General features: G+C 71.9%; 21 protein-coding genes and 1 tRNA gene. 14 read left to right on the top strand and 8 right to left on the bottom strand.

The annotated features are described in order from the left end of the window. Positions 1-212: 212 nt before the first annotated feature. The 3 genes from ACESM1_RS20670 to ACESM1_RS20660 all read right to left on the bottom strand — a co-directional run bounded on the left by ACESM1_RS20670 (position 213) and on the right by ACESM1_RS20660 (position 2,312). A complete protein-coding gene (locus tag ACESM1_RS20670) occupies positions 213-866 on the bottom strand; it encodes a ribonuclease D (RefSeq protein ID WP_372623099.1) in 654 nt (217 codons plus the stop codon). A gap of 64 nt (positions 867-930) precedes the next feature. Beyond that, a tRNA-Leu gene (locus ACESM1_RS20665) sits at positions 931-1,017 on the bottom strand. Between the two features lie 65 nt (positions 1,018-1,082). Next, a complete protein-coding gene (locus ACESM1_RS20660) occupies positions 1,083-2,312 on the bottom strand; it encodes a class I SAM-dependent methyltransferase (protein WP_372623098.1) in 1,230 nt (409 codons plus the stop codon). 145 nt (positions 2,313-2,457) lie between these two features. Between ACESM1_RS20660 and ACESM1_RS20655 the strand changes: the two genes are divergently transcribed. The 7 genes from ACESM1_RS20655 (at position 2,458) to ACESM1_RS20625 (ending at position 12,006) form a co-directional block, all read left to right on the top strand. Further along, entirely contained in the window at positions 2,458-3,408 is a 951-nt protein-coding gene (locus ACESM1_RS20655) for a complex I NDUFA9 subunit family protein (RefSeq protein ID WP_372623097.1), read from the top strand. A 203-nt stretch (positions 3,409-3,611) separates the two neighbouring features. Continuing rightward, on the top strand, positions 3,612-5,051 hold the full coding sequence (locus ACESM1_RS20650) for an NAD(P)-dependent oxidoreductase (protein WP_372623096.1): 1,440 nt from the start codon (positions 3,612-3,614) through the stop codon (positions 5,049-5,051). Then, the gene (locus tag ACESM1_RS20645) at positions 5,051-5,500 is read left to right on the top strand and encodes a hypothetical protein (protein WP_372623095.1); all 450 of its coding nucleotides are present in this window, start codon (positions 5,051-5,053) and stop codon (positions 5,498-5,500) included. Before ACESM1_RS20650 ends, ACESM1_RS20645 begins: the two co-directional genes overlap by 1 nt. 38 nt (positions 5,501-5,538) lie before the next feature. Beyond that, positions 5,539-10,074 (top strand): glutamate synthase large subunit, encoded by a 4,536-nt coding sequence (gene gltB / locus ACESM1_RS20640; RefSeq protein WP_372623094.1) that lies wholly within the window; start codon positions 5,539-5,541, stop codon positions 10,072-10,074. A gap of 98 nt (positions 10,075-10,172) precedes the next feature. After that, positions 10,173-10,841, top strand: coding sequence for a glutathione S-transferase family protein (locus ACESM1_RS20635; RefSeq protein WP_372623093.1), 669 nt, complete (start codon positions 10,173-10,175; stop codon positions 10,839-10,841). Between the two features lie 61 nt (positions 10,842-10,902). After that, positions 10,903-11,229 carry a hypothetical protein gene (locus ACESM1_RS20630; RefSeq protein WP_372623092.1) on the top strand — a complete coding sequence of 109 codons (327 nt, stop codon included), beginning with the start codon at positions 10,903-10,905 and terminating at the stop codon, positions 11,227-11,229. A gap of 72 nt (positions 11,230-11,301) precedes the next feature. Beyond that, complete coding sequence (locus tag ACESM1_RS20625; RefSeq protein WP_372623091.1) at positions 11,302-12,006, top strand: hypothetical protein; 705 nt, start codon at positions 11,302-11,304, stop codon at positions 12,004-12,006. Between the two features lie 3 nt (positions 12,007-12,009). On the opposite strand, the gene ACESM1_RS20620 is transcribed toward ACESM1_RS20625, so the two are convergent. From ACESM1_RS20620 to ACESM1_RS20610, 3 genes are read right to left on the bottom strand one after another with little or no spacing between them, the layout of a single operon-like run. Next, positions 12,010-12,507 (bottom strand): LrgB family protein, encoded by a 498-nt coding sequence (locus ACESM1_RS20620; RefSeq protein WP_372623090.1) that lies wholly within the window; start codon positions 12,505-12,507, stop codon positions 12,010-12,012. Further along, positions 12,504-12,851, bottom strand: a complete 348-nt coding sequence (locus tag ACESM1_RS20615) for a CidA/LrgA family protein (RefSeq protein ID WP_372623089.1) — start codon at positions 12,849-12,851, stop codon at positions 12,504-12,506. The genes ACESM1_RS20620 and ACESM1_RS20615 overlap by 4 nt, the downstream gene beginning before the upstream one ends. Beyond that, entirely contained in the window at positions 12,848-13,681 is an 834-nt protein-coding gene (locus ACESM1_RS20610) for a tetratricopeptide repeat protein (RefSeq protein WP_372623088.1), read from the bottom strand. Before ACESM1_RS20610 ends, ACESM1_RS20615 begins: the two co-directional genes overlap by 4 nt. Before the next feature lie 64 nt (positions 13,682-13,745). Here ACESM1_RS20610 and ACESM1_RS20605 point away from each other — a divergent pair, with 64 nt between their 5' ends. Further along, positions 13,746-14,615, top strand: coding sequence for an NAD-dependent epimerase/dehydratase family protein (locus ACESM1_RS20605; protein WP_372623087.1), 870 nt, complete (start codon positions 13,746-13,748; stop codon positions 14,613-14,615). On the opposite strand, the gene ACESM1_RS20600 is transcribed toward ACESM1_RS20605, so the two are convergent. Together ACESM1_RS20600 and ACESM1_RS20595 are read right to left on the bottom strand one after the other, a co-directional pair. Beyond that, positions 14,597-15,334, bottom strand: coding sequence for an alpha/beta hydrolase (locus ACESM1_RS20600; protein WP_372623086.1), 738 nt, complete (start codon positions 15,332-15,334; stop codon positions 14,597-14,599). The two genes, ACESM1_RS20605 and ACESM1_RS20600, sit on opposite strands and share 19 nt — an antisense overlap. Next, positions 15,331-16,491 carry a fumarylacetoacetate hydrolase family protein gene (locus ACESM1_RS20595; RefSeq protein WP_372623085.1) on the bottom strand — a complete coding sequence of 387 codons (1,161 nt, stop codon included), beginning with the start codon at positions 16,489-16,491 and terminating at the stop codon, positions 15,331-15,333. Before ACESM1_RS20595 ends, ACESM1_RS20600 begins: the two co-directional genes overlap by 4 nt. A gap of 202 nt (positions 16,492-16,693) precedes the next feature. Here ACESM1_RS20595 and ACESM1_RS20590 point away from each other — a divergent pair, with 202 nt between their 5' ends. From ACESM1_RS20590 to ACESM1_RS20565, 6 genes are all read left to right on the top strand, one after another. Beyond that, positions 16,694-16,834, top strand: a complete 141-nt coding sequence (locus ACESM1_RS20590) for a hypothetical protein (protein WP_372623084.1) — start codon at positions 16,694-16,696, stop codon at positions 16,832-16,834. A gap of 41 nt (positions 16,835-16,875) precedes the next feature. After that, positions 16,876-18,603 (top strand): hypothetical protein, encoded by a 1,728-nt coding sequence (locus ACESM1_RS20585; RefSeq protein ID WP_372623083.1) that lies wholly within the window; start codon positions 16,876-16,878, stop codon positions 18,601-18,603. Positions 18,604-18,631: 28 nt separating this feature from the next. Next, positions 18,632-19,975: a tetratricopeptide repeat protein gene (locus tag ACESM1_RS20580; RefSeq protein ID WP_372623082.1), complete on the top strand. Its 1,344-nt coding sequence runs from the start codon at positions 18,632-18,634 to the stop codon at positions 19,973-19,975. A gap of 205 nt (positions 19,976-20,180) precedes the next feature. After that, entirely contained in the window at positions 20,181-20,657 is a 477-nt protein-coding gene (locus ACESM1_RS20575) for a hypothetical protein (protein WP_372623081.1), read from the top strand. Positions 20,658-20,807: 150 nt separating this feature from the next. Then, on the top strand, positions 20,808-21,929 hold the full coding sequence (locus ACESM1_RS20570; RefSeq protein WP_372623080.1) for a glycosyltransferase family 4 protein: 1,122 nt from the start codon (positions 20,808-20,810) through the stop codon (positions 21,927-21,929). Continuing rightward, a complete protein-coding gene (locus ACESM1_RS20565) occupies positions 21,926-22,873 on the top strand; it encodes a glycosyltransferase family 9 protein (RefSeq protein ID WP_372623079.1) in 948 nt (315 codons plus the stop codon). The genes ACESM1_RS20570 and ACESM1_RS20565 overlap by 4 nt, the downstream gene beginning before the upstream one ends. Positions 22,874-22,910 lie beyond the last annotated feature (37 nt).

Raw genomic sequence — 22,910 nt, 5'->3', positions numbered from 1 at the left:
GGCAGACGGCTCTGGTAGGGGCGGCCGGGCGCGAACTGGGCTGCGCCGCCGTTGCGTGGCGCTGGAGGAGGCAGTCTCACCGCCCCTGTATGGGCCTGCGCCTGTCGAGGGTCAACGCGCGAGTGCGATCCGACAAGAAATGTGCCACACCGCGCCGGCAACGTTGATCGCCACGCGATGCCTACCACTTCGCCTCACACGGGCGCCCGTCGTCAGTGGGCGAAGATGTCGGGATCCTCGTAGCCGAGCAGGTCAAGCCGCGCCCGCGTGGGCAGGAAGCGGAAGCATTCCTCGGCCAGACCGAGCCGCCCCTCGCGTTCCAGCAGCGCCTTCAGCTTCGCCCACAGCGCATGAAGGTGCAGCACATCGGAGGCGGCATAGGCCAGTTGCTCCGGCGTGAGCTCCGGGGCGCCCCAGTCGCTGGTCTGTTGCTGCTTGGAGATCTCCACCCCCAGCAGGTCGCGGCAGAGGTCCTTCAGGCCGTGGCGGTCGGTGAAGGTGCGCACCAGCTTGGACGCGATCTTGGTGCAGACCACCGGCGCCACCGTCACGCCCAGCGCCTGGTGCAGCGCGGCAAGATCGAAGCGGCCGAAGTGGAAGAGCTTGAGAACGCCGAGGTCTTCCAGCAGCCGCTTCAGGTTCGGGCAGTCGCCGCCGCGGCCGCCGAGCGAGGGCGGGATGATCTGCACGCAATGCGCCGAGCCGTCGCCGGAAGAGAGCTGCACGAGGCAAAGCCGGTCGCGCCGGTGGTCGAGGCCCATGGTTTCGGAATCGATAGCCACCGACGCTCCGAAGGAGAGCCCATCCGGCAGGTCATGCCGGTGCAGCCGGATCGTGCCGTCCTTGGTGAAGAGGGTTTCGCCCACGACCGGACCCCTAGTCTTGGACCCGCCGAGCGGCGGGTGGTGCCACCCCGCCGGCGGCGGGTGATGGTGCCCAGGAAAGGACTCGAACCTTCACGGCCTTGCGGCCACTGGCACCTGAAGCCAGCGCGTCTACCAATTCCACCACCTGGGCAGGTGCGTGCGGCGAGGCCGCGCTTCTAGGCGGGCACTGGCGGGGCGTCAAGCGGGGGTGCGGCCTCAACGCGCCCCGATTTCGGTCAGCCGGCGCTCCGCGTCGACGATCCAGTCGCGGGTCACCGGCACGTCGTCGCGGCGCTCCGAGAGCAGCAGCTGGAAGACGAAGTTGGAGCCGTGCAGGAAGCCCAGCTCCACCGATGCCAGGTAGAAGTCCCACATCCGGCAGAACCGCTCGCCCATCATCGCCGCCGCCTCCGCCCGCCGGGCGTGGAAGGCCTGGCGCCAGTGCCGGATGGTCCAGTAGTAGTGCAGGCGCAGCGTCTCGCAATCGGCGCACCAGGTGCCGGTCCGCTCGAGCGAGGCGAAGACCTCCGACAGCGCCGGGACGTAGCCGCCGGGGAAGATGTATTTGCGGATGAAGGGCGCGGTGGTGCCGGGCGGCGAGGCGCGGCCGATGCAATGCACCAGGGCGAAGCCGCCGGGCTCCGTCAGTGCCCTGACCTTGCGGAAATAGGTGTCGAACTCGTCCACGCCGACATGCTCCATCATGCCGACGGAGACCACGCGGTCGAAGCGGCCGACCATCTCGCGGTAGTCCATTTCCAGGAAGGTGACGCGGTCGGCCACGCCCTCCTCCTCCGCCCGCTGCCGCGCCACCGCGACCTGCTCGGGCGACAGGGTGACGGAGGTGACCTGCACGCCGTGGTTGCGCGCCAGGAAGGTGGCCAGCGCCCCCCAGCCCGAGCCGATCTCGGCGACCCGCATGCCAGGTTCGAGCCGCAGCTTGGCGGCGATGTGGCGCATCTTCGCCAGCTGCGCCTCGTGCAGGGAGGCATCCGGCGTCGGGAAATAGGCGCAGGAGTAGTTCATCGTCGGATCGAGCCAGAGCCGGTAGAAGGCCGGCGGGATGTCGTAGTGCGGCCGGGTGTTCTGCGCGGCGCGGCCGAGCGGGTTGCGCTGCTGCAAGCGCCGCACGGCCCGCCAGCCGCGGCGCAGCGCCCGCTGCACGGGGTGCGCCGCGAGCCCGGCGCGGTTGACCGAGAACAGGTGCAGCAGGTCGAAGACGCGCTGGCCCTCCTCCATCAGCAGCCGGCCATCCATGTAGGCCTCGGCCGCCTTGAGCTCGGGGTTCAGGAAGATCTCGCGCTCCACCGCCCTGTCGGTCAGGCGGATGACGACGGAGGGGCCGTCCTCGGCGCCGCCGAAGCGGTGCGCGATGCCGGCATGGTCGATCACGGTCAGCCGGCCGCGCCGGACGAAGCGGCTGAGCAGGTTGGCGAGCAGCATCATCGGACTTGCCTCCTCCGGTTCCGTGCCGACCTTAGGCCGGGCGCCGCGCCTGGCGCCGCCGTCCCGCAGCGCCGGCGCCGGCTTGGCGCCGCGACCCGTGGCCCATATGGTCCGCGGCCCTTCCGGTTCCGATGGAGTTCTTGAGATGCGCGGCAGGTTCGACCGCAAGGTGGCGACGGTGTTCGGCGGCTCCGGCTTCATCGGGCGCTATGTGGTGCAGCGCCTGGCGCAGCAGGACTACGTGGTGCGGGTGGCGGTCCGCGACCCGGCAGGCGCCCGCTTCCTGCAGACCCAGGGCCGGGTCGGCCAGATTGTGCCGCTCGCCGCCTCCGTCACCGACTCCGCCGCGGTGACGCGCGCGGTGGAGGGCGCGCAGGTGGTGGTGAACCTGGTCGGCATCCTGCACGAGCGCCGCCCCGGCGATTTCCAGCGCATCCAGGGCGAGGCTCCGGGCGCACTGGCCCGCGCCGCGACGGCCACTGGAGTGGAGAGCTTCGTGCATCTCTCCGCCATCGGCGCCGATCTCGAGTCGCCCAGCCTCTACGCGCGGAGCAAGGCGGAGGGCGAGGAGGGCGTGCGGGACGGCTTCCCGGCCGCGACCATCCTGCGCCCTTCGGTGGTGTTCGGGCCGGAGGACGACTTCTTCAACCGCTTCGCCGCCATGGCGCGGCTGCCCTTCATGCCGGTGGTCAGCGGCGCCACGCGGTTCCAGCCGGTCTATGTCGGCGACGTCGCCGATGCGGTGGCCGCCGCGATCGCCCTGCCGGAGGCGCGGGGCAAGACCTATGAACTCGGCGGGCCGCGGGTGATGACGATGCGGGAGGTGCTGCGCTTCATCCTCGACACCACTCGCCGGCGGCGGCCGATGGTCGAAATGCCGATGGGCTTCATGCGCTTCCAGGCCGGCCTGCTGCAGCGCCTGCCCAGCCCGCCGCTGACGCAGGACCAGCTGCTGCTGCTCGGCCGCGACAACGTGGTGAGTGGGCAGCTGCCGGGCTTCGAGGCGCTCGGCATCTCGCCCAAGGCCGTGGAGGCGGTGGTGCCGGGCTACCTCAAGCGGTTCCGCCCGGGTGGCGGCCGGCGGGAGGCAGCCTGAAAGGTCCGTATCGGGGATAATGACCGGGCATCTGTTGCGGGATAGTGTGCCGGTGGACTGGGTTCAGGATAAAAACGTCAGTTAAGCTGTCGTGATCGGGCAGAACGGACTCGCATCGTCGCGAGTCTTCCTGTAGAGGCGCCGCTCGGACGCATGGCGGGGGGCCCGGTGGCCCCGCCGCGCCCAGGGAGAGTGCCGCCGCCATGGCCGAACGGATGCTGCAATTCGTGCGCCTCGACCAGCGCATGCCGGAGAAGCGCGATGCCACTGTGCGCCGCGAGGATTTCGCCGAGATCTACAGCGCCTTCGACCCGGAGGCGGCGAAGGACCAGGCCAGCCGCTGCAGCCAGTGCGGCGTGCCCTTCTGCCAGGTGCATTGCCCGCTCAACAACAACATCCCCGACTGGCTGAAGCTGACCGCCGAGAACCGGCTGGAGGAAGCCTACGAGGTCGCTGCCGCCACCAACACCTTCCCCGAGATCTGCGGCCGCATCTGCCCGCAGGACCGGCTCTGCGAGGGCAACTGCGTCATCGAGAAGGGATTCGGCAGCGTCACCATTGGCTCGGTGGAGAAATACATCACCGACACTGCCTGGGAACGCGGCTGGGTGAAGGCGCCGACGCCGCGGCGCGAGCTGGCGCAGAGCGTCGGCATCATCGGCGCCGGCCCGGCCGGGCTGGCGGCGGCGGAGCGGCTGCGGCTGCGCGGCTACCAGGTTCATGTCTATGACCGCTACGACCGCGTCGGCGGGCTGATGATCTACGGCATCCCGAACTTCAAGCTGGAGAAGGAGGTCGTCCTTCGCCGCTGGAAGCAGTTCGAGGAAGGCGGCATCCGCTTCCACCTCAATGTCGGCGTCGGCCAGGATGTCTCGCTGGCCGAGCTGCGCCAGCGTCACGATGCAGTGCTGATCGGCACCGGCGTGTACAAGGCGCGCGACATGGCCGCGCCCGGCATCGGGCTGCCCGGCATCGTGCCGGCGCTCGACTATCTCACCGCGTCGAACCGCGTGGGGCTGGGCGAGACGGTCGCGGCCTACGAGTCGGGTTCGCTCAACGCCACCGGCAAGCATGTCGTCGTCATCGGCGGCGGCGACACGGCAATGGATTGCGTGCGCACCGCGGTGCGCCAGGGCGCCGCCTCTGTCACCTGCCTCTATCGCCGCGACAAGGCGAACATGCCGGGCTCGATGCGCGAGGTGTACCACGCCGAGGAAGAGGGCGTGCGCTTCGAATGGCTCGGCGCGCCGGAAGCCTTCCGCGGCGATGACCGCGTGCGGGGCGTCATGGCGCATCGCATGCATCTCGGCCTGCCCGACGCCACCGGACGCCAGCAGGTGACGCCGATGCCGAACAGCCGCTTCGAACTGCCGGCGGATCTCGTGGTGATGGCGCTCGGCTTCGACCCCGAGGACCTGCCGACCGCCTTCGACGAGCCCGAGCTGCCTGTGACGCGCTGGGGCACGCTGAAGGTGGACCACCGCACCATGATGACGGCGCTATCTGGTGTCTTCGCCGCCGGCGACATTGTGCGTGGTGCGTCGCTCGTCGTCTGGGCGATCCGCGACGGCCGTGACGCGGCCGAGCAGATGCACGCCCACATCCAGAGGCAGGCGAGCCCGCTTGCCGTGGCGGCCGAGTGATGCGCGCGCTGCTCCTTGCGCTCGCCCTCGCCGCCGCATCGGTGCCCGCGGGCGCGCAGGCCCCCGAGCCGCGCAGCCAGGCGGACCGGCTGCTCGGCATCTTCGTCGACAAGGGAGCGTCGGCCTTCCTCGACGCGGTGCTGGCCGAGACGCCCCTCGGCGAGGATGCCGGCGCACGACGGGCCATCGAGGAGAACCGCCCTCGCTGGCTCCGCAACCTCGAGGGCATGGGCGTGGTGGTCGATTTCGAGTTCGCCGGTGAGCGGCGCTATGCGCCCTCGCTGAAGACGCTCTGCTACGTCGTCCGGCACCGCCGCGTGCCGCTGCTCTTCGCCTTCCGCTTCTACCGCGGGCCGCAGCAATGGGAGTTGCTGAACTACGCTTGGCATTCGCAGGATCGCGTCACGAACTGGGAATGCGCATCGGGCGAACTGGTTGCCGCCCCATGAGCCGCCACACCGCACCCGCAAATCCTGGGAGATCCGGCATGACCGAGACCGGTGCCGCCTTCGCGGCCACCTATCAGGCCGACGCCGCACGACTTGCGGTCGAGGCGCATCTCGACGTCACCGAGCACGATGCCTGCGGCGTCGGCCTGGTCGCCGCGCTGGACGGGGTGGCCTCCCGCAAGGTGGTGCAGGCCGGCATCGATGCGCTGAAGGCGGTCTGGCATCGCGGCGCGGTGGATGCCGATGGCAAGACCGGCGACGGCGCCGGCATCCATGTCGAGATCCCGCAGGACTTCTTCTCCGAGGTGGTGCAGCGCGGCGGCGACAAGGTCCGCCCTGGCCGCATCGCCGTCGGCATGGCCTTCCTGCCCAAGACCGATCTCGGTGCGCAGGAACGCTGCCGGCAAATCGTCGAGACCGAGGTGCTGAACGCCGGCTACCACATCTATTCCTGGCGCCAGGTGCCGATCGATGTGGCCTGCATCGGCGAGAAGGCCAATGCGACACGCCCCGAGATCGAGCAGATCCTGATCTGGGACCCGGAAGGGCGCGACGACGACACCTATGAGCGCGACCTCTACGTCATCCGCCGCCGGATCGAGAAGCAGGCCATCGCGGCGCAGATCCCGGAGCTGTACCTCTGCTCGCTCTCCTGCCGTTCGATCATCTACAAGGGCATGTTCCTGGCGGAGAGCCTGACCGAGTTCTACCCGGACCTGCTGGACGAGCGCTTCGTCTCCCGCTTCGCGATCTACCACCAGCGCTACAGCACCAACACCTTCCCGACCTGGCGGCTCGCGCAGCCCTTCCGCATGCTTGCCCACAACGGCGAGATCAACACGCTGCACGGCAACGTCAACTGGATGAAGAGCCACGAGACGCGGCTCTCCCACCGGCTCCTCGATCCCTTCATGGACGACATCAAGCCGGTGGTGCAGGCCGGCGGCAGCGACACCGCCACGCTCGACAACGTCTTCGAACTGCTGGTGCGCGGCGGGCGCGACGCGCCGATGGCCAAGGCGATGCTGATCCCCGAAAGCCTCGGCAACAACGCCACCATGCCGGAGGCGCATCGTGACCTGTTCCTCTACTGCAACGCGGTGATGGAGCCCTGGGACGGGCCGGCGGCGATCTGCGCGACCGACGGGCGTTGGGTGGTGGCTGGCCTCGACCGCAACGGCCTGCGCCCAATGCGCTACAGCGTCACCGACGACGACATGCTGATCGTCGGCTCCGAGACCGGCATGGTGAAGCTGGCCGAGGACGCGATCCTCTCCAAGGGCCGCGTCGGCCCCGGCCAGTGCATCGGCGTGGACCTCGAGACCGGCAGGTTCCTCGGGGACACCGAGCTCAAGGACATGCTCGCCGCCCGCAAGCCGTTCGGCGAGTGGACGAAGCGCACCACGCGCATCGACGGCATCGTCAAGGCCGCGGCGGATGAGCACGCCGACTACACCGGCGAGGCGCTGCGCCGCCGCCAGCTCGCCGTCGGCTACACGCTGGAGGAGCTGGAAACCATCCTCCACCCGATGGTGGAGGAGGCGAACGAGGCCACCGGCAGCATGGGCGACGACACCCCGATCGCCGTGCTCTCCGGCCAGTACCGCGGCATGCACCACTATTTCCGCCAGAGCTTCAGCCAGGTCACCAACCCGCCGATCGACTCTCTGCGCGAGACGCGGGTGATGACGATCAAGACGCGGCTCGGCAATCTCGGCAACGTCCTCGACGAGGACCCGACGCAGTGCGACATGCTCATGCTGGACAGCCCGGTGCTGTCCAACGCCGAGTTCGCCGCGATGCGCGCCTATATGGGCGACACCGCCTGCGTGGTGGACGCGACCTTCCCCGTCGCCGAGGGCGAGCAGGGGCTGCGCCGTCACATCGAGCGCATCCGCCGCGAAGCGGAGGACGGCGTGCGCAGCGGCTGCACCCACGTCATCCTTACCGATGAGAACCAGGGCCCGGAGCGCGCCGCGATTCCGATGGTGCTCGCCGTCGGCGGCGTGCACACGCATCTGGTCAAGTCCAGCCTGCGCACCTTCACCTCGCTGAACGTGCGCTGCGCCGAGGCGATCGACGTACACTACATCGCCGTGTTGATCGGCGCGGGTGCGACCACGGTCAACGCCTACCTCGCGCAGGAGAGCATCGCCGACCGCCATCGCCGCGGGTTGTTCGGCAACCTTTCGCTGAAGGATTGCGTCGCCCGCTACAAGAAGGCGGTGGACAAGGGCCTTCTGAAGATCATGTCCAAGATGGGCATCGGCGTGCTCTCCTCCTATCGCGGCGGGATGAACTTCGAGGCGATCGGGCTTTCCCGCGCGCTGGTGGCGGAGTTTTTTCCCGGCGTCGCCAGCCGCATCTCCGGCATCGGGCTTTCGGGCATTGCGCGGCGCGTCCTCGCGCTGCATGCCAAGGCGTGGGATGCGGATGCAGTGGCGCTGCCTGTCGGCGGGCTCTACAAGCTGCGCCGCCGCGGCGAGAACCACGCCTTCGACGGCAGCCTGATCCACACGCTGCAGAAGGCTGTGGAGACCGACAGCTACCAGACCTTCAAGCGCTACACCGAGGGCGTGCGCCGGCTGCCGCCGGTGGCGCTGCGCGACCTTCTCGACTTCCGCCTCGAGGGCCGCACGCCGGTGGCGCTCGAGGAAGTCGAGAGCATCACCGAGATCCGCAAGCGCCTGGTCGCGCCCGGGATCTCGCTCGGCGCGCTCAGCCCGGAGGCGCATGAGACGCTCTCCATCGCGATGAACCGCATCGGCGCCCGCAGCGACTCCGGCGAAGGCGGCGAGGATCCTGCGCGTGCGCGGCCGCGGCCCAATGGCGACAACGCCAACAGTGCGATCAAGCAGATCGCGAGCGGCCGCTTCGGCGTCACGGCCGAGTACCTCAACAACTGCCGCGAGATCGAGATCAAGGTCGCGCAGGGTGCGAAGCCCGGCGAGGGCGGGCAGCTTCCCGGCTTCAAGGTGACGGAGCTGATCGCCAAGCTGCGTCACTCCACGCCGGGCGTGATGCTTATCAGCCCACCGCCGCATCACGATATCTATTCGATCGAGGACCTTGCCCAGCTTATCTACGACCTCAAGCAGATCAACCCGGACGCGACGGTCTGCGTGAAGCTCGTCGCGCGCAGCGGCATCGGCACCATCGCGGCCGGCGTGGCGAAGGCGAAGGCCGATGCGATCCTGATCTCCGGCCATTCGGGGGGCACCGGTGCCTCGCCCGTGTCGTCCATCAAGTATGCCGGCCTGCCCTGGGAGATGGGGCTGAGCGAAACGCACCAGGTGCTGCAGCTGAACCGGCTGCGGCACCGCGTGAAGCTGCGCACCGATGGCGGCATCAAGACCGGCCGCGACGTGGTGATCGCCGCGATGCTCGGCGCCGAGGAGTTCGGCATCGGCACGGCCAGCCTCGTCGCCATGGGCTGCATCATGGTGCGGCAGTGCCATTCCAACACCTGTCCGGTCGGCGTCTGCACGCAGGACGAGACGCTGCGCGCCAAGTTCACCGGCAGCCCGGAGAAGGTGATCAACCTGTTCAGCTTCGTGGCGGAGGAGGTGCGCGAGATCCTAGCCGGCCTCGGCTTCCGCAAGCTGACCGATGTGATCGGCCGCACCGACCTGCTGCGCCAGGTCAGCCGCGGCTCCGAGGATCTTGACGACCTCGACCTCAACCCGCTGCTGGTGAAGGCCGATGCCGGTCCCTTCGCGTCCTACTGCACGCTGGAAGGCCGCAACGAGGTGCCGGAGACGCTGGACGCGGAGATGATCCGCGACGCCGATGCGCTGTTCCGCCACGGCGAGAAGATGCAGCTGCAATACAACATCCGGAACACCCATCGCGCGATCGGCACCAAGATCAGCAGCAAGATCGTGCGCAAGTTCGGGATGAACGGGCTGCAGCGCGGGCATCTCACCGTGCGGTTGCGCGGCTCCGCCGGCCAGTCGCTCGGCGCCTTCGCGGTGCGCGGGCTGAAGCTCGAGGTCTTCGGCGACGCCAACGATTATGTCGGGAAGGGGCTCTCCGGCGGCACCATCGTGGTGCGGCCGGCGCCTTCCTCGAAGCTGGTCTGGAACGAGAACACCATCATCGGCAACACGGTGCTCTACGGCGCGACCGGTGGCGCACTGTTCGCGGCCGGCCAGGCGGGCGAGCGCTTCGCGGTTCGCAACTCCGGCGCGTTGGCGGTGGTGGAAGGCTGTGGCGCCAATGGCTGCGAATACATGACCGGCGGCTGCGCGGTGATCCTCGGGCCCGTGGGCGACAATTTCGGCGCCGGCTTCACCGGCGGCATGGCCTTCGTCTATGACGCCGACGACGCCTTCGAGCGCCGCGTAAACCCCGAGACGCTGCTCTGGCAGCGCCTCGGCGCCAGCGCCCATTGGGAGGAGGTGGTGCGCGACCACATCGCACGCCATGTCCGTGAGACCGGCAGCCCCTTCGCCGCCCGCTTGCTCAACAACTGGGCGGAGGAACGCGCGCGGGTCTGGCACGTGGTGCCGAAGGACTATGCCCGCTACCTGCCGAAGCCGATGGAGGACACCCCCGCCGTCGCGGCCGAGTGATGAGCCAGGCGCCGCGAATCGCCTGATCCGCGCCTCACCCCGTTGGCCGCGCCGCGCGCGCGTGCCATAGGGGGGAGGTCCGGAGTCGCGCGACGCTGATGCGGATTCTCTACCACCTGCCTCTCTCGCCCTTCGCCCGCAAGGTCCGTCTGGCGCTCGCCGAGAAGCGCATTCCCTTCGACCTGCGCCTGGAGAAGGTGTGGGAACGGCGGGAGGAGTTCCTGGCGATGAACCCGGCCTGCACCGTGCCCGTCCTCCAGGACGGCAACGGGCTGGTCCTGGTCGATTCCTATGCGATCTGCGAATACCTGGATGAGGCCTATCCGGATACGCCGCTGCTTGGCCGCACGCTGGCGGAGCGGGCGGAGGTGCGCCGGCTGGTCGCCTGGTTCGACCACAAGTTCCACGCCGAGGTCACCCGCAACCTTCTGCATGAGCGGCAGATGAAGCGCCTGCTCGGCCAAGGCAATCCGGACGCTGCCGCAATCCGCGCCGGCTATGCCAACCTCAAGCCGCATATGGAGTATCTCGGCTGGCTGGCCGAGACGCGGGCCTGGCTGGCCGGCTCCGCGCTCAGCCTGGCGGATCTGGCCGCGGCCTCGCATCTCTCGGCGCTGGACTATATCGGCGACGTGGACTGGTCGCTGAACGAGGCGGCCAAGGACTGGTATGCGCGCATCAAGTCGCGCCCCGCCTTCCGACCGCTGCTCGCCGACCGCATCAGCGGCATGCCGCCGCCGGCGCATTACGCCGACCTGGATTTCTGACCGGCCGGCAACCGCCGCCGCTCGGCGACGTTGCGCCGTCCTCCCACGCGACGGCGCCCGCATGATCCTTCGTCCCACGTTCGTCCTGTCTGCGGCCCTGTTCGCCGCGCCCGCCATGGCCCAGCAGGTCGCGCCGCCCGCCGCCGGCGGCCCGCCCGCGGGGCGTGTCGAGGAGATCGGACGTGACGCCGGCCCGGCCCCCCATCCGCCGCTCACCGACACCCCAGATGCGGTGAACCGCGGCACGGATGGCTCGGCGACAGGGCTGCAGGAGCCGGCCGCCACGGGCACCACGCCGCAGGGCTTCCTGGGCAGCAGCACCGCCGGCGCCCGCGATCCTGCCGCGCCGATTGGCGGCGCGCCGGAGCAGAGCCGGCCGCCACGCTGAGCGCCGCGGTTCCCTGGCCGGCCGGATCGTCCCGCGCTATGCGGTCTCGGCGTTCCTCCGCCGAGGCTTCCGATGCGGTCTCTCACTGTCCTGTTCGTGGTCGCCGCGCTGCTGACGCCCTGCTCTGCTCGCGCGCAGCGGATCGTCGATGGTGTGCTGGTGCTGGACAGCAAGCCGGTGCCCCTTCCGGGTGGACCCTGGCGGGTTCTGCATCTGGCGGCCGAACCCGGGCGCAGCAGGGAAGGCAGCCTGCCGACGACCACCCATCGCGCGGTGCTGGTCCAGGAACATGGGGGGCGCGCCGCTGCGGTCGTGATCGCCAGCGCCGCGACGGAGGTCGGCGCTGTTTGGAACCCGCATGGCATCTGTACCAACCCGGCCGCGATCCAGCGCGAGAACGTGCAGGCCCTGCGCGGCTTGCTGGATTGCCGCGGGCTGGTGGTGATCGGCAGCGGGCGCGGCCCGAACACGCCTGCGTATCTCGACAGTCTCTACGACGAAGGGCAGCGGCGCCCCGGCTGGATACCGCCGAACTGGCTCTCGGCGCAATTCGTGCTGAGCGAGGGAATGCATTATCTTATCGTGGAATATCGCTTCGCGCCCGGCGTCTTCGCGCCGGCAGCCGCCCGCGGCGAGACCTGGAACGAAGGTGCGCGATCGCCCGCGCGCGAGGAACTTGTCCAGCGCCTCGCTGCATTCTCGGCGGAGGCGCGCAACGCGCTGCGGCAGACGCTGCACGGCCGTGCGCCATCGGCGCCGCTGCCTTTTCCGTTCTGAACGCTACCCCGCGAACAGCGCCCAGAGCAGCGGCAGCAGCAGCGCCGTCGCCAGGGCGTTCAGGCCCATCGCCACCGGCGTCGTCACCGAGCGCGGGGCGAGGCTTGCCGTGACCTCCGGCGCCGCGCCGAGCGCGAGCGCGATCGCCACCCCCGCCGCCGCCGCGAAGGCGCCGCCGAGCACGACGGAGGCGACCGCCGCGACGGCCGATTGCCGCACCAGCGCGAATTGCCGGTGCAGCGGCACGGCGAGCGCCACGGTCGCCGGGCCGAGCAGGAAATGGACGAATTGCGCGCCGGCGAAGTAGTCGCGATAGGCCACGCCGCTCGCCAGCAGCCCGCCCGCCAGAAGCGCCACGGCGATCAGCACCGGGTTGGCCAGCGGATGGCGGCCGCACCAATGGTGCAGCCTGACCGCGGCGAGCCAGGCGAGCAGCGTCGCCGTCAGCGCCGCCAGCGGTTCCTGTGCCAGATAGACCCAGATCTCGGCGAGCCCGCTCACCCCTGGCGTCTCCGCAGCAACGCCTGCGCGATCCGCCCTGTGGCGGCGATCGCCGCCAGCGTGCCGGCCAGCACGGCCAGCGACAGCGGTGCCCAATCGCGCGCCAGCAGCGGCAGGTGCAGCACCACGCCGACGCCCGCAGGCACGAAGAGCAGGCCGAGATTGTTCAGCAACCCATCGGCGGTGGCGCCGAGCCCCGTCGGTGCCTCTCGCCCGCGCAGCAGCAGCAGGACGAACAGCAGCACCATCCCGATCACCGGCCCCGGAACCGGCAGGCCAAGAGCCCGGGCCAGCACCTCGCCGGCGAGCTGGCAGGTCAGCAGCGCCGTTATCGCGGGTATCACCGGCTGACCGGCCCCGCCTCGTTCAGCGCCAGGTTCTGTGCCGCGAGATCGGCGGTGGCGCTGTCGGGCACGACCTCGATCACCCGTTGCCAGTCCATCCGCGCGCCCTCCGTATCGCCGGCGAGCTGGCGCAGGATGCCGCGCTCGAGCAGCGCCTCCGCATTGTCGGGCGCCACCGCGAGCGCGCGTTCGACGTCCCGCAGCGCGGCCTCGGCGCGTTCCAGGTGCCGCCAGGCGGCGGCGCGGAAAACCAGGGCGTCGGCGCGGTCCGGCTCGCGCGCCAGTGCCTCGTCGAGGTCCGCCGTCGCCTCGGCGTAGCGGCCGAGCGTGCCGAGCGCGACGGCGCGATCGATCAGCAACTCGGCGTCATCGGGCGTGAGTGTCAGGGCGAGGGTGGCGGCTCCGTAGGCGCGCGCCGGGTCGCCGGCCATCAGCCAGGCCTGGCCGGCCTGCGCGAAGACCGCGGCGCGCGCCGCCCGGCCGGCGGGCGAGCGCACGGCGATGCGCTCCAACTGCTCCGCGGCGGCGCCGGGATCGCCGAGCGCCAGCACGGCGAGCGCCTGGCAATGCTGCGCGCCCTCGCCGCCGCCGGCGGCTGCCCAGCCGGTGGCGAAGGCGTGTGCCGCCTCAGGATCGTTGCGCAGCATGGCGACGCAGCGCGCCGCCTCCGGCCCGTCGGCGATGCGTGGTGGCTCGGGTGGCAGCGGCAGGGCTTCTTCCGCGAGCGGTGCCGCGCGCGGCGCCAGCACGGTCCAGGCACCGGCGCCGAGGGCCGCCAGCGCGGCCGCGGCAAAGGCGCCGAGGAGCAGGGTGCGGGTCGGGCGTCGCATCTGCCCGCCCTATACCGGCCGGCATGGGCTGGCGCCAGTTCGGCGGCCGGGGCATTGCTGGGCAATGGAAAAGCGGATGGTGGTGGCGGGGCTCGGCTATGCCGGCGCGGCAATCGCGGCGGAGGCGCGGGCGCACGGCTTCGCGGTGACCGGCACCGCACGCGATCCGGCGCGCGCGCGCCCGCCCGCCGGCGTCGCGGTGGTGGATTTCGCCGAAGCCGGTGCGGCGATCCGGGACGCGACGCATCTGGTCGTCACCGCCGCGCCCGGCGAGGCGGGCGATCCCGTGCTGGCGGCGCATGCCATGGCGGTTGCGATGGCGCCGGGGCTGGGCTGGATTGGCTACCTCTCCACCACCGGCGTCTATGGCGACCGCGGCGGGGCGGAGGTGGACGAGGCGACGCCGCCGGCGCCGGGCCAGCCGCGCTCGGAGCGACGGCTCGCGGCGGAGGAGGCGTGGCGCGCCGCGGCCGCGGCGAGCGGCGCCGCGCTCGACATCTTTCGCGTCGGCGGCATCTACGGTCCTGGGCGCAGCGCGCTGGATGAGGTACGCGCGGGCGCGGCGCGGCGCGTGGTGAAGCCGGGCCACTCCTTCAGCCGCATCCATCGCGACGACATCGCGCTGGCCGTGGTGGCCGGCGCGCTCCACCCCGATGCGCAGCGCGTGCTGCACCTGGTGGATGACGAGCCGGCGCCGAGCGCGGATGTCGTCGCGGAAGCCGCGCGGCTGCTGGGGATGGCGATGCCGCCGGCGATCCCCTTCGAGGAAGCGCGCACGCGCATGTCGCCGATGGCGCTCTCCTTCTGGTCGGAGAACCGGCGCGTGGCGAATGCGGCGACGAAGCGCGCGCTCGGCATCGCCTGGCGCTGCCCGACCTATCGCGAGGGGCTGCGGCGGATCCTGGCGGAAGAGGGTCAGCCCGCCGGCAGCTGATCGACGGTTTCCGCCAGCAGCCGCAGGTCCTCGGGCCGCGAGAGGCGGTGGTCGCCATCCTTGATGAGGTGCAGGCGCACATCCTCGCTCTCCAGCGCCTCCACCAGGCGCAGCGCGTGCTGCCACGGCACGTCGGGGTCGCGCATGCCGTGCAGGATGCGCACCGGGCAGCGCAGCGGGATCGGTGCGTCGAGGAGGTTGTGCTGTCCGCCATCCTCGATCAGCGCGCGCGTGACCGGCGTCGGCTCGCCGTATTGGGAGGGCAGGTGCAGCACGCCGCGCTGCATGATCTCTTCGCGCTCCGCCTCGCCGAAGGCGGGCCACATCAGCTTCTCGGTGAAGTCCGGCGCGGGCGCGATGCCGACCAGCGCCGCGATGCGCTCCGGCCGTGCGCGCGCCAGCAGCAGCGCGATCCAGCCGCCCATCGAGGAGCCGACCAGCACCTGCGGGCCTTCCGTCAGCGCGTCGAAGACGGCGATGGCATCGGCTGCCCATTGGCCGATGGTGCCATCCTCGAAGCGACCTTCGCTCTCGCCGTGGCCGGAATAGTCGAAGCGCAGGAAGGCCCGGCCGCGCGCGGCGCAATGGTCGCGCAGCGCGAGCGCCTTGGATCCCTGCATGTCGGAACGGAATCCGGGCAGGAAAACGACACCGGGCTGCACGCCATCCAGGCGCGCCCAGGCGAGGCGGTCGTGCAGGCGGCCGGTTCGCTCCGTCACCGCGGCAGCCCGCGGCGCGCCAGGTTCGCCATCAGCGCGCCGAGGCCGAAGGTCCAGGGCGGGCATTCGTCGGTGCGGTCCACCTCGTTCTCCAGCGCGCCGAGGCGCGGCGAGGCGATGCGCACCACGTCGCCTTCCCGGTGCGTGAACCCCATCCCCGGCGCGCCGCGATCCTTCGACGGCGAGAAGGGCGTGCCGAGGAACAGCACCGCGCCATCCGGATACTGGTGGTGCGCGCCGATCATCTGGCCGACCACATCCGCCGGATCGCGCGCGATGGCGCCGACCGGGCCATGCTCGTCCAGCGCGAAGCCGTCGCGGCCGGTGATCGTCACGCGCAGCTCGGCCTGGCGCACATCCTCCAGCGTGAAGCCGGCGTCGAACAGCCGGATCATCGGGCCGAGCGCGGCGGAGGCGTTGTTGTCCTTCGCGCGGCCGAGCAGCAGCGCGCTGCGCCCCTCCACGTCACGCAGGTTCACGTCGTTGCCGAGCGTGGCGCCGACGATGCGCCCGCGTGCGTTCACCACCATCACCGCCTCGGGCTCCGGATTCGACCAGGAACTCATCGGGTGCACGCCGACCTTCGCGCCGGTACCGACGGCGGACATCACCGGCGCCTTGGTGAAGATCTCCGCATCCGGGCCGATGCCGACTTCCAGGTACTGGCTCCACCAGCCCTTCGCCACCAGCGCCTCTTTCACCCGCGCGGCCTCGGCACTGCCGGGGACGAGGTTCGCGAGGTCATCGCCGATGATGCCGCGCACCTCCGCCCGCACCGCCTCGGCCTGGCTGGCGTCGCCGCGGCAGCGCTCCTCGATCACCCGTTCCAGCATGGAGCGCACATAGGTCACGCCGGCCGCCTTGATCACCTGCAGGTCCACCGGCGCCAGCAGCCAGGGCTTCGCGGCATCGCGCGCCGCGTGATGCGCATTGGCCAGCGCCGCCTTGAGATCGAGCGCCGAAGGCACGCCGTCGCGCCGGATCGCGCCGACCGGATCCTCGCTGTTCAGCCAGGCGCTGCAGGTGCCGAAGGCCGGCGTCATGTCGAAGCTCGCGCCGCCGAGCAACGCGAAGACCGAGGGTCCCTCCGACGTCATGATTCGCAGCGCGAAGCTGCCCTCGCCCAGATCCGCGGGCAGCGTGGCAATGTCCGGCATGGGACGGTCCTTCCCCCTGTGTTCGCGCCAGCCTAGCGGGGCAGGCGCGGGACGCCAGGGGGAGGGGGCCTCACGATGATGCTCACGCCCCCGCGCGTGTCACGCACGACATCCGCGTGAAACCTCCCGCGCAATCACCCCGAAATGTGGCGCGCCTACCCCTCCGGCCAACACGACACCACGCCGAGGAAGGACAACGCCGATGCTGAGTGATCTCGTCCGCTTCTGGTCCCGCCAGCGCCGCGCCGAAGGGCGTGCCGCGGAACCACCGCGCCGCCGGCCGCCGCCGCCGGCGGCGCTGGTGCCGACACTCGCCGAACTGTTCGACATGCACGGGCGCTGAGCCGCCCCCCGGGCAGCGCCACGATCGCAAGGATCGCCATCATGCAAGCAACTTTTCCCCGCGTGGCCACTGCTGCGCACCTCGGCCTCGCACTCGGCCTGCTGGCCGGGCCGGCCTTCGCCCATTCCGGCCACGACCACGAGCCTCGCCGCAGTGAAATGGGCGCCTATGCCCGTGACCTGCCGCAGGGCGCCGCGCACCCGACCTCCGCCGCCATGCCGGCGCTGATGCCGGGGCTTGGCCCGCTCACCTGGCCGGAAGCCTCGCAGGATCCCCGTGCCCGCGCCTATTTCGCGCAGGGCCTCAACCTCGCCTGGGGGTTCAACCACGCCGAGGCGGTGCGCGCCTTCCGCGCAGCGCAGAGCTACGACGCTGCCTGCGCGCTCTGCCTCTGGGCGGAGGCCTGGGCGCTCGGCCCGAACATCAACATGCCGATGGACGCCGAGGCGAATGCGCGCGCCATGCAGGTGCTGGCGCTCGCCCGTCGGCTGGCACCGCGCCAGGGCCCGCTGGTGGTGGGGCTGGTGGAGGCGTTGTCGAAGCGCCACGCCGCTGATCCCACCGCGCCGCGCGCCCCGCTCGATCAGGCCTATGCCGAGGCGATGCGCGCCCTGCAGGCGCGCTTCCCCGACCACGCGCATCTTGCCGTGCTGGCCGCCGACGCGCTGATGAACCTCAGCCCCTGGGACTACTGGGCCGATGAGGGGCACACGCCGAAGGGCGCCACGGCGGAGGTCATGGCCCTGCTGGAAGGCGTGCTGGCGCGCGAGCCGAACCACATCGGCGCCATCCACCTCTACATCCACACGGTGGAGGCCTCGGCGCGGCCGGAGCGTGCGGCGCCGCATGCGGCGCGGCTCGGCGCGCTGGCGCCGGCGAACGGCCACCTCGTGCACATGCCCTCGCATCTCTGGTACCGCCTCGGTGCCTGGCGCGAGAGCCTGGAGGCGAACCGCGCTGCGGTCGCCGCCGACCGCGCCATGCTCGCCCGCGGCGGCGCCAGCCTGCTCTATGCGGAGGCCTACCACCCGCACAACGTCCACTTCGTGCTGGCCTCCGCGCTGATGGGCGGCGACGGCGCGACGGCAGTGCGGGCGGCGGAGGAACTCGCCGGGCTGGTTTCGGACCGCGCGGCGCGCGAGGTGGCGTGGACGCAGCCGATCCAGGCCGCGCCCTATGTCGCACATGCGCGCTTCTCCGCGCCGGCGACGGTGCTGGCGCTGCCGGCGCCGGCCAGCGAGGGCGCCTTCCTCGCGGGGCATTGGCACTATGCTCGCGGCGTCGCCTTCGCACGGCTCGGCCGCGCGGAGGAGGCCAGGGCGGAAGCGGCGCGTATCCGCGAGCTGGCCGGCACGGACGAGATCGCGGGCCTCACCGCCGCCGGCGTGCCCGCCCCCGCGACGCTCGGCATCGCCGCCCGGCTGGTGGAGGCGCGCGCCGCCTCCGCCGAGGCCAACCATGATGCAGCCGCAGCGCATTTCTCCATCGCGGCGGAGATGCAGGAGGCGCTGCCCTACATGGAGCCGCCCTTCTGGTTCGACCCGATCCGCCCCGCCCAGGGCGCCGCGCTGCTCGCGGCCGGCCGTGCGCGGGAGGCGGTGGAGGTGTTCCGCGCCGCGCTGGTGCGGGTGCCGCAGGATGGCTGGTCGGCCGCCGGGATGCTGGCCGCCGCGCAGCGCCTCGGCGACCGGCCGCTCGAGAGGGAGATGCGCGCGCTGCTGGCGCGCAGCTGGTTCGGCGAGGCGCTGCCCGCGCTCGACCGTCTCTGATCGCACCGACATCGAAGGAGAGAACGCCATGTCACGCACCGATCGCCACGGCAACGCCGTGTCTACCGACAACCGCGCCGCGGTGGAGGCGCTCGACGACGCCACCGAGCTGATGCTCGGCTACCGCACCGATCCGCTCGCCGCGGTGGATGCGGTGATCGCCGAGCAGCCGGACTTCGCCATGGCGCATGCCTTCCGCGCCGGGCTGATGGTGATGTCCATGGAAAGCGCCGCGGTGCCCGAGGCGGCGGCGAGCATCGCCGCCGGCCGGGCCGTCTCGCGCGCCAATGACCGCGAGCGCGGCCACCTGGCCGCGGCGCAGGCCTGGTCCGAGGGCGAGTTCGAGACCGCGCATCGCCGCTACGCCGACCTGGCGGCGGCCTTCCCGCGCGATCTCTTCGCGCAGCAGGTCGCGCACCAGTTCGACTTCTTCCTCGGCAACCCCTCCGGGCTGCGCGACCGCCCGGCGGCGGCGATGCGGGCCTGGCAGACCGGCGAGTCCGGCTTTTCCTGGCTGCTCGGCATGGCCGCCTTCGGGCTGGAGGAGAACGGCGAATACGAGGCCGCGGAGGATGCCGGCCGCATGGCGCTCGCGCTCGAGCCGCGCGACGCCTGGGCGGTGCATGCGGTGGCGCATGTGATGGAGATGCAGGGCCGCGACGTGGAGGGTGTCGGCTTCCTCACCCGGCGCGAGGCGGATTGGGCGCCGGCCGGCCTGCTTGCCGTGCACAACTGGTGGCATCTGGCGCTGTTCCACCTGGAGCGGGGCGAGTTCGGGCGCGTGCTGGCGATCTACGACGCCGCGGTGGCGGCCGGCCTGGCGAAGGGCGAGGCGCAGCCGGCGATCGAGCTGGTGGACGCCTCGGCGATGCTGTGGCGGCTGCTGCTGCGCGGCGCCGAAACCGGGCGGCGCTTCGCCCAGCTCTCCACCGCGTGGGAGCGCACGGGCGGCGAGGGCTTCTACGCCTTCAGCGACCTGCATGCGGTGATGGCGCATCTCGGTGCCGGGCGCGAGGAGGTGGCGGCGCGCGTGGTCGGCGCGATGCAGCGCGCCGCCGAGGCCGGTGGCACCAATGCACGGCTGACGCGCGAGGTCGGCCTGCCGCTGGCACGCGGCATGATGGCCTTCGCGCGCGGCGACTATCCCCACGCCGTGGAGCTGATCGCCCCGGTGCGCCGCGGGGCGGTCGCCTTCGGCGGCTCCAACGCACAGCGCGACGTGCTCTCGCTGACGCTGCTGGAGGCGGCGCTGCGCAGCGGCGAGCGCACCCTGGCGCGGAGGCTGGCGGCGGAGCGCATCGCCGCGAAGCCGGACAGCCCGCTGGCGCGTGCCCTCGCTGGTCGGGCCGGCGGCCTGGCGCAGGCGGCCTGAGCACGGCCGATCGGGCCGGCGCGCTGCTGCGCGCCGCATTCGCAGCGCGACGGGTGCACGGCCCGTCGGGCACGCGATGCATCCGGCGGGCGATCTCCCATCAAGGAATGACTTGCAACTGCCGTTGAAGCGGGAGCGTTGGCGGGCTGGGCGCGGATAGGCCTCTTCCGTGATCCGGATGACCCCTCGACAGACGGAGATGCCCGTGTTGCACATGTGGCTGAAGCGCGCCGCAATGGCGTCCCTCTTCGCGACGGCGACGATCGCCGCCCCTGGAGTGGCGCAGGCGCAGACGTATAACTACGGCGGCTACGGCTATGGCACGCCGTATCGCGGCGGCGAGCGCGCCGAGCGCTTCGACCGCGAGCCCGACTGGAGCGGCTACAACCAGCGCCGGACCTATGGCTATGGCGGCGAGCGCGCCGAGCGCTTCGACCGCGAACCCGACTGGAGCGGCTACAACCAGCGCCGGAACTATGGCTATGGCTATGGCGGCGGTGAGCGCGCCGAGCGCTTCGACCGCGAGCCCGACTGGAGCGGCTATAACCAGCGCAGGAACTATGGCTCCGGCTACGGCTATGGCGGCGGGGAACGCTCCGAGCGCTACTACGATCGGATGGAGGAGCGCTACGATCGGCTCGAGAGCCGTTCGGATGATCGCGACGGTTGGGATTGGTGGTGAGTCCCGGCCCGCCCGGCGGCGATGTTCGCCGGGCGGGCATGGCCGCCGGGCGTTGACCCCTGGTTCCGGACGGCCGGCCCGGGCGGGCCGGGGTCGCGGCCCGCCGGGGCGCCCTAGCCACCACGGTGCCGGGCCTGTAACCCGGCCGCCATGCCGCGCCCGCCCGCCATTCTCCAGGTGCTGCCCGCCCTTGTCTCGGGCGGGGTGGAGCGCGGCACGGTGGAGATCGCGGAGGCCATCGCCGGTGCCGGCTGGCGCGCGCTGGTCGCCTCCGCCGGCGGCCCTCTGGCGGCGCAGGTGGAGCGCGTCGGCGGCGTGCATGTGACGCTGCCGCTCGATACCAAGTCGCCGCCCGCCATCTGGCACAACGCCGCCCGGATCGCCGCGCTGGCGCGGGCGGAGGAGGTGGCGATCATCCATGCCCGCTCGCGCGGCCCGGCCTGGTCGGGGTTGATTGCAGCGCGGCGGACCGGCGCGCGCTTCGTCACCACCTATCACGGCGCCTACAACGAGGGCGTCCCGGGCAAGCGGCTCTATAACTCGGTGATGGCGCGCGGCGAGCGGGTGATCGCGATCAGCCGCTTCATCGCCGAGCTGATCGAGGCGCGGCACGGCACGCCGAGGGAGCGCATCCGGCTGATCCCGCGCGGCGTGGACCCGCGCCGCTTCGACCCGGCCAGTGTCGCGCCCGCCCGTGTGCTGGCGCAGCGCGAGGCCTGGGGCGCGGCGCCGGCCGACAAGGTGGTCCTGCTGCCCGGCCGGCTGACGCGCTGGAAGGGCCAGATGGTGCTGGTGGAGGCGCTGGCCCGGCTGCCCGGCGCGATCGGCGTGCTGGCCGGCGGCGGCAACGACGCCTTCGCGCAGGCGTTGCAGGACCGCGCCGTGCAGCTCGGCCTCGACGCGCGGCTGGTGCTGGCCGGGCATGTGGAGGCGCTGGATGTCGCGCTGCTCGCCGCCGATGTGGTGGTGCATGCCAGCACCGACCCGGAAGCCTTCGGGCGCACGGTGATCGAGGCGCAGGCCATGGCGCGCCCTGTCGTCGCCTCCGACCTCGGCGGCCCGCGCGAGACGGTGGAGGAGGGCGTCACCGGCTGGCGCGTGGCGCCCGGCGATCCGGCGGCGCTCGCCGCGACCCTCGCCCGCGTGCTGGCCATGCCCGAAGGCGAGCGCGCCGCAGTCGGCGCCCGCGCCCGGCAGGCGGTGCTGGCGCGCTACTCGACGCAGGCGATGCAGGCGGCGACGCTGGCGGTCTATCGCGAACTCCTGCCATGAGCGCGCACCGCATCCTGGTGATCCGGCTCGGCGCCTTCGGCGATTTCTTCCAGAGCTTCCCGGCCTATGCCGCCATCCGCGCACACCACCCGCGCGCCCAGATCACGCTGCTGACCACCGCGCCCTTCGTCGCCATCGCCCGCGCGGCGCCCTGGTTCGACGAGGTGTGGTCCGATGGGCGCCCGCCCTGGCGCGACCTCGGCGCGGTGCTGCGCCTGGCGCGCAGGCTGCGCGGCGGGCGGTTCGACCGGGTCTATGACCTGCAGACCTCGCGCCGTTCGTCGCTCTACCGGCTGATGGCCGGGCGCGGCGTGGAATGGTCCGGCATCGCGCGAGGCGCTTCCCACCGGCACGGCACGCCCGGGCGCACCCGGCTGCTGACGCGCGAACGCCAGCGGGAGCAGTTGCAGATCGCCGGCATCACCCACTTTCCGGAACCCGAGACCGGCTGGCTGGCCGCCGACCTCGCCGGGCTCGGCCTGCCGCCGCGCTTCTGGGTGATGGTGCCGGGCGCCTCCGCCCGCGCGCCGGAGAAGCGCTGGCCGGTCGCGCGCTACGCCGCACTCGCCAAGCTGCTGCCGCTGCCGCCGGTGGTGGTGGGCGGCCCGGCCGAGGCGCCGCTCGCCGAGGCGATCCGCGCACAGGTGCCGGGGGCGGCGGATCTCTGCGGGGAGCGGAGCCCGCCTGCCGTGCTGGCCGCGCTGGCGCAGCGCGCGGCCTTCGCGGTGGGCAACGATACCGGCCCCACGCACCTGCTCGCGGTCTTCGGCTGCCCGGTGCTGGCCCTGTTCGGGCCGGGCAGCGATCCGGTGGTGCATGCGCCGCAGGGCCGCGCGGTCGCCGTGCTGCGGAAGGACCCGCTCGGCGCGCTGGAGCCGGAGGAGGTGCGCGGCGCGCTCGCCGGCCTGCTCGCCCGCGAGGGCATCCAGACCACCCTGGGATGAGGGCCGCCGGCTGGACAGCCGCGCCGCGCCGCGCCAC

This window comes from Falsiroseomonas sp. (genome assembly GCF_041690465.1).
Lineage (GTDB): Bacteria > Pseudomonadota > Alphaproteobacteria > Acetobacterales > Acetobacteraceae > Falsiroseomonas.
This window is presented reverse-complemented; position numbering and strand designations above follow the sequence as displayed.

What these genes read in the sequence shown, in the direction of transcription:
- ACESM1_RS20660 (WP_372623098.1), bottom strand. Translation starts at nt 2,312, where the DNA reads ATGATGCTGCTCGCCAACCTGCTCAGCCGCTTCGTCCGGCGCGGCCGG.
- ACESM1_RS20655 (WP_372623097.1), top strand. Translation starts at nt 2,458, where the DNA reads ATGCGCGGCAGGTTCGACCGCAAGGTGGCGACGGTGTTCGGCGGCTCC.
- ACESM1_RS20650 (WP_372623096.1), top strand. Translation starts at nt 3,612, where the DNA reads ATGGCCGAACGGATGCTGCAATTCGTGCGCCTCGACCAGCGCATGCCG.
- ACESM1_RS20645 (WP_372623095.1), top strand. Translation starts at nt 5,051, where the DNA reads ATGCGCGCGCTGCTCCTTGCGCTCGCCCTCGCCGCCGCATCGGTGCCC.
- gltB (WP_372623094.1), top strand. Translation starts at nt 5,539, where the DNA reads ATGACCGAGACCGGTGCCGCCTTCGCGGCCACCTATCAGGCCGACGCC.
- ACESM1_RS20635 (WP_372623093.1), top strand. Translation starts at nt 10,173, where the DNA reads ATGCGGATTCTCTACCACCTGCCTCTCTCGCCCTTCGCCCGCAAGGTC.
- ACESM1_RS20630 (WP_372623092.1), top strand. Translation starts at nt 10,903, where the DNA reads ATGATCCTTCGTCCCACGTTCGTCCTGTCTGCGGCCCTGTTCGCCGCG.
- ACESM1_RS20625 (WP_372623091.1), top strand. Translation starts at nt 11,302, where the DNA reads ATGCGGTCTCTCACTGTCCTGTTCGTGGTCGCCGCGCTGCTGACGCCC.
- ACESM1_RS20610 (WP_372623088.1), bottom strand. Translation starts at nt 13,681, where the DNA reads ATGCGACGCCCGACCCGCACCCTGCTCCTCGGCGCCTTTGCCGCGGCC.
- ACESM1_RS20605 (WP_372623087.1), top strand. Translation starts at nt 13,746, where the DNA reads ATGGAAAAGCGGATGGTGGTGGCGGGGCTCGGCTATGCCGGCGCGGCA.
- ACESM1_RS20595 (WP_372623085.1), bottom strand. Translation starts at nt 16,491, where the DNA reads ATGCCGGACATTGCCACGCTGCCCGCGGATCTGGGCGAGGGCAGCTTC.
- ACESM1_RS20590 (WP_372623084.1), top strand. Translation starts at nt 16,694, where the DNA reads ATGCTGAGTGATCTCGTCCGCTTCTGGTCCCGCCAGCGCCGCGCCGAA.
- ACESM1_RS20585 (WP_372623083.1), top strand. Translation starts at nt 16,876, where the DNA reads ATGCAAGCAACTTTTCCCCGCGTGGCCACTGCTGCGCACCTCGGCCTC.
- ACESM1_RS20580 (WP_372623082.1), top strand. Translation starts at nt 18,632, where the DNA reads ATGTCACGCACCGATCGCCACGGCAACGCCGTGTCTACCGACAACCGC.
- ACESM1_RS20570 (WP_372623080.1), top strand. Translation starts at nt 20,808, where the DNA reads ATGCCGCGCCCGCCCGCCATTCTCCAGGTGCTGCCCGCCCTTGTCTCG.
- ACESM1_RS20565 (WP_372623079.1), top strand. Translation starts at nt 21,926, where the DNA reads ATGAGCGCGCACCGCATCCTGGTGATCCGGCTCGGCGCCTTCGGCGAT.